The sequence below is a fragment of the Spirulina sp. 06S082 genome (assembly GCF_034932145.1).
GTDB lineage: Bacteria > Cyanobacteriota > Cyanobacteriia > Cyanobacteriales > Spirulinaceae > CCY15215.
In genome coordinates, this window is the sequence record NZ_JAYGHV010000336.1 from 1 (window position 1) to 5,771 (window position 5,771).

Genomic DNA, 5,771 nt, shown 5'->3' on the forward strand with positions numbered 1-5,771 from the left:
GACATCGACCACGGGAGGAGCTGCGACAAAAGCGATGATGAAGCAGGTGGTTGCGGTGAGCAGGCAGGGGATCATCAGGGTACCGAACCAACCGATATAAATGCGGTTATTGGTGCTGGTAATCCACTGACAGAAACGTTCCCACAAAGACGCGCTTTGTTGAGTTTGTACTGTTGTAGTCATTGGTTATGATTATTGCAAGAATGAATTCTGAAGTTGTTTGACTTCATTGATTTAATAGTAGCTCTACTTGTTACGTTTCGTAAACAATATTCTCATCAAGATTTTCTACCTTGCCGATAAGAGAAAATTATGAATCGAACTGTCACCTACAGCCCGGCATACACCCTCGTGCCAACGTATGAATGCTTTAATCGCTGTAGTTACTGCAATTTTCGAGCCGATCCGGGGCAGGATGATTGGTTGACGTTGCGGGAAGCAGAGACAATTTTGCAAGGTCTTCGGGAGACGGGGACGGTGGAGATTCTCATTTTGAGTGGCGAGGTACATCCGCACAGTTTGCGTCGGGAGGAGTGGTGCGATCGCCTTTACGATCTATGTAATTTAGCGCTTTCTCTGGGTTTTTTGCCCCATACGAATGCAGGTCCGTTGAGTTTTGTGGAAATGGCACAGTTACAGGAAGTTAATGTATCGATGGGGTTGATGCTGGAACAGGTTACGCCAAAATTATTGCAAACTGTCCATAAATTCGCCCCCAGTAAAGTGCCTGAAGTCCGCTTGCAACAGTTAGCTTGGGCGGGAGAGTTACGGATTCCCTTTACAACGGGGTTATTATTAGGACTGGGGGAAACGCGGGCAGATTGGCGAGAGAGTTTGCTGGCGATCGCCTCCCTGCAAGCAAAATACGGGCACATTCAAGAGGTAATTCTACAGCCCCATAGTCCGGGAAATCGGCAGAGTTACGAAGCAGGAGCATTACAAGGCGATGATTTGTTAGCGGCGATCGCCTTGGCTAAAGAAATTCTCCCCGCAACGATAACAATTCAAATTCCTCCTAATTTAGTTGCCGATGCTCACTTTTTATTGGCGTGTTTGGAGGCTGGGGCGAGGGATTTAGGGGGAATTAGTCCGAAAGATGAAGTCAATCCCGACTACGACCATCCTACGCCAGAATTTCTCGCTCAAATTATTGAGCCTGCGGGATGGAACTTTCTTCCCCGTTTGCCCGTTTATCCTCAATATTATGACTGGCTTTCTTTGCCATTGCAGCAGGCGATCGCAAATTTGCCGGAGTTGAAATTAAATAGCAAAAACCTCATTTTTAATAACTCTCACCGTAGTTAAAAAACTTTTTTGAAACTCCTTCATTATTCACCGGATCGATCGCATTTCTGTTGTATAGGGGATTGATGTTGTGCAAGGAAGGAAAACTCTCCCTATGAAACAGACAAATCGGATAAAGTTAATCACTCGTGCTACCGCAGGCGCAATTCTCACCAGTACCATTGCTATTCCTGCTGCAATGGCTTATCAAGCACTTCCTACGGAAAACCCTGACACTCCCCAAGTTAGCCAAAGCGATCGCGACTTTACCCTCGCTACTCTCGAAGAAACTTCCGTTTTCCCCTCTTTTGACTTCAACGACTCAGCCTTAGAGTTTTCTAACTCGGGTATGGCGATCGATTCTTCCTATCAACTCGCCCAATTTCAGGATTTGACAACGACTTATTGGGCGGCAAATTTTATCAGTCAACTGCTCGAATCTGGTGTTATTAAAGGCTTTCCCAACGGTCGCTTTCTGCCTGAAAATAACGTTACTCGCGCCCAATTTGCGGCCATGATCTCCAAAGCCTTTAGCGATCGCACCCCCAGTCGTGACGCGATCGCCTTTAGTGATGTCCCCAGCAACCACTGGGCTTACCAAGCGACTCAAAATGCTTACAAAATGGGCTTTCTGTCCTCACTGGGCGGGCAATTTGACCCCAATCGATCCATGACTCGTTTGGATGTTCTCACCGCCTTAACGCAAGGATTGGGCTATTCCTATGATAGTAGCCCCGAGGTTTTGTCCAAAATTCTCGGCCTCTTCAATGATGCCAACCTGATTCCCTCGGAAGCCCGATCCGTTGTGGCGATCGCGGCAATGCGAGGAATGCTGGTCAACTATCCCAATGTGCGATCGCTGAATCTCACTGAAGTTGCCACTCGTGCCGACGTTGCTGCCTATCTTTACCAGGCTTTAGTGAGTTCTGGCAAAGTCGAGGCGATCGCTTCTCCCTACGCGATTAATCTCGAAGGAGTAGAGGGGATTTCCCTCCCGACGACCAATCGCAGCACAACAACCCCTGCTAGTTCCTCGTCACCCCGCGATCGGCAAAATTGCAATCAAGGGATTGGCAATGGTTCCGAAGGATGCGATCCCGGCAATTCTCGCCCTCATGGGGGAAGTAATGACGAAGGTGGACGGGTTCCCGGTAATCGGCAATAATTGTTAAATATCAAATCACTATTCAGAGAAACAGCGAGACGGTCTCGCTGTTTCTCTGTAAGTCCCAATGGCTTGACCAAGGCGATCTTTTCAGGATATAATGAAAGTTATCTCATTACTCAACAATAATACTGGCAAGCATTCCAGCCCCTCGATGAGGTTGACAGTAATATTGATAAACTCCCAAAGGTGTATCTTGCGGAAAAGTTGTGGAATAAGTCTGTCCTGGGGAAAATAATAACTTAGTTGAGGAAAGATCGTCTAAATTTGCGCCATCGGGTCCTTTATTGAAAATAATATTGTGAGGTGCCAATTTATTCATGACAAAATTCACCGTATCTCCTGGTTTGATGTGGAGAGTCTCGGGAACAAATTTAAGCACCCCATTATCTGCTCCCATTTTGACTGTATAGGTTGCAGCCGCAGCCGGAATCGCAGTAATAGCAAAGGTTATGCACGCAAACAAGATAATAGACAGAAATAATCCCAGTTTCTTAATCACGATTAAAAAAATAATATCTCAAGACAATCTGGAAGTATTTTAACCGATTGGGTACGGCAAGATTGATTCTTCCCTTCAGTATCCTCTCGTGGCTTCCATCATTGATAATTGTTCATTAATAATTGATAATTGATAATAATTCGTTGAACAACAAGGAGATTCTCAATGGCTGTAGTTGCTTATGTGGGCATTTTAGGCGCTTTGACTGTAACGGCATTTGGTCTTTATAAGGGATTCCGTGCTGCTGGATTGATCTAGTCGAGGGCTTTGGAGACCAGATATTTGCATATCTGGTTTCTGAAAATTGGCGATCGCCCTAAATCATCATGGTTTTCCCTGCTTGAATTGCGGCTAGGATTTGTGCTGATACAAAGGGCAGTAACTCGCGATTTTGCGCTTGTGCTGTCCCTTCGGTAAAGACGGTTAAAAGATAAGGCTGAATCGTCGGCACTTCAATATAAGCACAGTCGTGACGCACCCGAGAAGTCCATCCTGCTTTTGACCAAAGTTGTGCTTGCGGGGGCAAACCTTCCCCTAAAAATCCTTGCACTTGGTTTTCCTCTCCCGGTAATAACTCCACGGGATCGAGACTGCGATGTAGGAGTTTCATCATGGTTTTACAGCGATCGCTGGACACGGCTACCCCTCCGACAATACTGTGGAATAAACGTGCTAAGGCGTTTGTGGTCAGCATATTCCGATTGTCCAGTAGTTCTCCTACGAACACTCGTTCTCTACCGTAAGGACCATCTCCCCAGGTTTTTTGATTGACATTAATACTTTCAAGTTCTTGCCAGCCTAAAGATTGATAGTAACGATTAACAATATTGCGCTGATATTGCCAGGTGGTAAAGGGTTCTGCGGAAATTTCTGGACCGCTTGTTGTCCCACTTAACATATCTACAACTAAACTGGTGGCATCATTGCTGGAGTCTGTAATCATATCCCGAATAGCGCGATCGAGTTCTGGCGATCCATTCACCATCTCTTTTTCTAGCCATTCCAGAATTGCCACTAAATAAAACAATTTTATGATGCTGGCAGGATAAATCCTTTCTACTCCCCGATAGCTGAATCCTCGGACCCGATAGTGCCAAAATTCTTCATGAGAAATAGCCCCTCCAGTATTGACGAATACGGGAGCATCATAAACAATCCATGTTAGGGCAATTTGATTGCGAGCTAAACTGGGAAATTTCTGCCATGTTGCCTCTAAAATTTCCGAGCCGATTTGTTCGAGTTGTTCGTTTTTTTCAAAGAAAGCCATTGGTTTAATTATCAACTATCAACTATCAATTATCAACTAATTAAGTATGTCTGAGTTTCCTTTTTATCTTCCCGCTTCGGCTAGTGGTGAATATTTGTGTAAAACTAATCTCGATCTCTATACTTCTCCTCGGTGTGATGATTTAGCGACGCAAGCTGCAAAAGGAAGACATTTGCAGGTGCTACAGCAAAAAGATGCTGCCTTGGAGGTGCGCTTGTGCGAGGATAATTATAAGGCTTGGTTGCCCTCTAAATGCTGCGATCGCCTTTACCCAGCACCCTCTCCTTATCGTTCTGTTTCAGTTTCCCGAAAAGAGATCGAAGTTCGCATTCCTGATATTATCGCATTTACAAAAGCCGCGATGACAATCTACCATTATTATCTTTGGGGAGGAACTGTATCTCCTAATTATGATTGTTCTGGGTTAATGCAGGCTGCTTTTGCTGCTTCTGGAATCTGGCTACCTAGAGATTCCTATCAACAAGAAGCATTTACGGAGAAAGTTTCTTTCGAGGAATTATTACCGGGAGATTTAATCTTTTTTAAAGAAACTAAACGAGTAAATCATGTTGCACTTTATTTAGGCAAGGGTCAATACATCCACAGTTCAGGTCGAGATAAGGGACGTAATGGGATTGGCATTGACCCTCTCTCGTCGGATGGTGGAAAAATTGCTCATACTTACTATCAATATTTGTTTTGTGCGGGACGAGTTATGAGTAATTATCAATGCCCTATGATTAGTTAAGTTCAATGCCAGAAGCAGCCAGATAAATCGCCCTTAATTCGAGCCAGGAAGCATTTTTAGCAAATATTTTGGTGATTCTTGGTAGCCTTGTTGCCTGTAAAATCGGTGTGCTAATTTGCGTCGCGAATGGCAATGCACTTCTAGGCGATCGCATCCCCTTGCTTTTGCTTCTGTCTCTGCACGTTCAAGCAATTTCCTACCCAGTCCCAAACCTCTCGCATTTTCAGAGATACAAAAGTAACTAATTCGACAAAAATCTCCCCCTAAAGCGAGTTGAGGGATAAAATGCAGATTGATGAAACCCAAAACTTGTTTATCTTTCTCTGCAACTAAGAGCAAAGTATCGGGATGGGAAAGTTGTTGGTGTACTTTAGTAATAATAAATGCTTCTGCGTTCGGATAACCAAGTTGGTCGAGCAGAATCGCTATTATGGGTGCATCATCTATTATTGCTTCTCGAATTAACATTTTTCAATTAATCCAAAATAATTGCGATCGCCGAACTCAATAAATATTCATTTTTTATTTTATCACAGTAGAGGTGTAATGCTTGCACCTTCTAGTATCTTTGTCTGTTACGATAGAATATTACCTCAAATGCCTCAAAATTCTGTCCTATGACCTTTCATCTCAAAGCACCCTTTGAACCTACTGGAGATCAACCTCGTGCGATCGCGCAATTAACTGAAAGTGTACGAGAAGGACATCAAATGCAAACGCTTCTCGGTGCGACGGGAACTGGGAAAACCTTCACGATCGCCCATGTTATCGCCAATATGGGCAAAGCTACCCTCGTCCTGGCACA

At 44.4% G+C, this 5,771-nt stretch carries 7 protein-coding genes and 1 pseudogene; 4 read left to right on the forward strand and 4 right to left on the reverse strand.

Translation table 11 applies throughout. From position 1 onward, the window contains the following. Positions 1-183, reverse strand: a pseudogene (locus VB714_RS20580) (photosystem II q(b) protein); the annotation flags it as partial. 129 nt (positions 184-312) lie between these two features. Between VB714_RS20580 and cofG the strand changes: the two are divergent. Beyond that, complete coding sequence (cofG, locus tag VB714_RS20585; RefSeq protein WP_323226560.1) at positions 313-1,305, forward strand: 7,8-didemethyl-8-hydroxy-5-deazariboflavin synthase subunit CofG; 993 nt, start codon at positions 313-315, stop codon at positions 1,303-1,305. A gap of 94 nt (positions 1,306-1,399) precedes the next feature. Next, entirely contained in the window at positions 1,400-2,449 is a 1,050-nt protein-coding gene (locus VB714_RS20590) for an S-layer homology domain-containing protein (protein WP_323226561.1), read from the forward strand. 115 nt (positions 2,450-2,564) lie between these two features. Here VB714_RS20590 and petE read toward each other — a convergent pair whose 3' ends face one another. Continuing rightward, a complete protein-coding gene (petE, locus tag VB714_RS20595; RefSeq protein ID WP_323226562.1) occupies positions 2,565-2,951 on the reverse strand; it encodes a plastocyanin in 387 nt (128 codons plus the stop codon). Between the two features lie 316 nt (positions 2,952-3,267). Next, positions 3,268-4,218, reverse strand: a complete 951-nt coding sequence (locus VB714_RS20600) for a serine hydrolase (protein ID WP_323226563.1) — start codon at positions 4,216-4,218, stop codon at positions 3,268-3,270. Positions 4,219-4,264: 46 nt separating this feature from the next. On the opposite strand from VB714_RS20600, the gene VB714_RS20605 reads away from it, so the two are divergent. Next, complete coding sequence (locus VB714_RS20605; RefSeq protein ID WP_323226564.1) at positions 4,265-4,966, forward strand: C40 family peptidase; 702 nt, start codon at positions 4,265-4,267, stop codon at positions 4,964-4,966. A gap of 33 nt (positions 4,967-4,999) precedes the next feature. On the opposite strand, the gene VB714_RS20610 is transcribed toward VB714_RS20605, so the two are convergent. Next, positions 5,000-5,434, reverse strand: coding sequence for a GNAT family N-acetyltransferase (locus VB714_RS20610; protein ID WP_323226565.1), 435 nt, complete (start codon positions 5,432-5,434; stop codon positions 5,000-5,002). A gap of 149 nt (positions 5,435-5,583) precedes the next feature. Between VB714_RS20610 and VB714_RS20615 the strand changes: the two genes are divergently transcribed. Continuing rightward, positions 5,584-5,771: DEAD/DEAH box helicase family protein (locus tag VB714_RS20615; protein ID WP_323226566.1), on the forward strand; the 188-nt coding region annotated here is incomplete at its 3' end.

Bases quoted from the DNA above. Each gene is read 5' to 3' on its own strand.
- cofG (WP_323226560.1), top strand. From the start codon at position 313: ATGAATCGAACTGTCACCTACAGCCCGGCATACACCCTCGTGCCAACG.
- VB714_RS20590 (WP_323226561.1), top strand. From the start codon at position 1,400: ATGAAACAGACAAATCGGATAAAGTTAATCACTCGTGCTACCGCAGGC.
- VB714_RS20600 (WP_323226563.1), bottom strand. From the start codon at position 4,218: ATGGCTTTCTTTGAAAAAAACGAACAACTCGAACAAATCGGCTCGGAA.
- VB714_RS20605 (WP_323226564.1), top strand. From the start codon at position 4,265: ATGTCTGAGTTTCCTTTTTATCTTCCCGCTTCGGCTAGTGGTGAATAT.
- VB714_RS20610 (WP_323226565.1), bottom strand. From the start codon at position 5,434: ATGTTAATTCGAGAAGCAATAATAGATGATGCACCCATAATAGCGATT.